This window comes from Staphylococcus sp. HMSC068G11, from assembly GCF_001815825.1.
Classification (GTDB): domain Bacteria; phylum Bacillota; class Bacilli; order Staphylococcales; family Staphylococcaceae; genus Staphylococcus; species Staphylococcus epidermidis.
Window position 1 is genome coordinate 1 of the sequence record NZ_KV822080.1, and the last position, 791, is coordinate 791.

The 791-nt window shown below is 38.8% G+C and carries 1 protein-coding gene; it reads right to left on the reverse strand.

Features of this window, described 5'->3' with window-relative positions; all coding sequences use genetic code 11:
- Position 1: 1 nt before the first annotated feature.
- Positions 2–775: a CHAP domain-containing protein gene (locus tag HMPREF3058_RS06025; protein WP_002458244.1), complete on the reverse strand. Its 774-nt coding sequence runs from the start codon at positions 773–775 to the stop codon at positions 2–4.
- Positions 776–791 lie beyond the last annotated feature (16 nt).

A 791-nucleotide genomic window follows, 5' to 3' on the forward strand; every position in this document is an offset into this window, starting at 1 on the left:
ATTAGTGAATATAATTATATGAAGCAGCTTGGCTCGCAGAGATTGTACGTGAAGTGACAACACCTGCACCGTGACCGTAGTTCATTTCTGAAACTCTGATTGAACCATTGCTGTTTACACCTTCAACGTATGCTACGTGTCCGTATGCACCTTGTGATGTTTGTAAGATTGCACCTTTAGCTGGTGAATTGTTTACTGTGTAACCAGAACGTGCTGCAGCGTTTGCCCAGTTGTTTGCGTTACCCCATGTTGAACCGATTTTGCCACCTACTCTGTCAAATACATAATATGTACATTGACCTGAAGTGTATAAGTTACCAGATGCTGAGCGAGCGTTTGATAAAGATACACCGTTTGATGATGGTGCAGAAGTTGTTGTAACGTGAACATTACTACTTGATGTTGAATAGCTTGCGCCTAAACCACCAGTCGGTTGAGTTGTTCTTTGTGATTGCGTGTTGTTTGATTGATAGTTGTTGTAATTGTTGTAATTACTGTAGTTATTATAGTTGCTATAGTTATTGTAACCATAGTTGTTGTAGTTATTATAACTATTATAGTTATATGAAGTATTTACACGATCTGGACTCCAGTTACCTTTCCAAGTGTAGTGGTAGTTACCTTCAGCATCGATTGTGTAAGTATAGCTATATGAATAAGGGTCGTTAGGATTGTACCCATTATTATTTTGTTCTGCTGCTTGTGCGTCATGGTGTGCAAAAGCGAAAGTAGCGATTCCTGCAGTTGCAATTGTAGCTGTAGCGATTTTTTTCATTGTTAAATATCCTCCT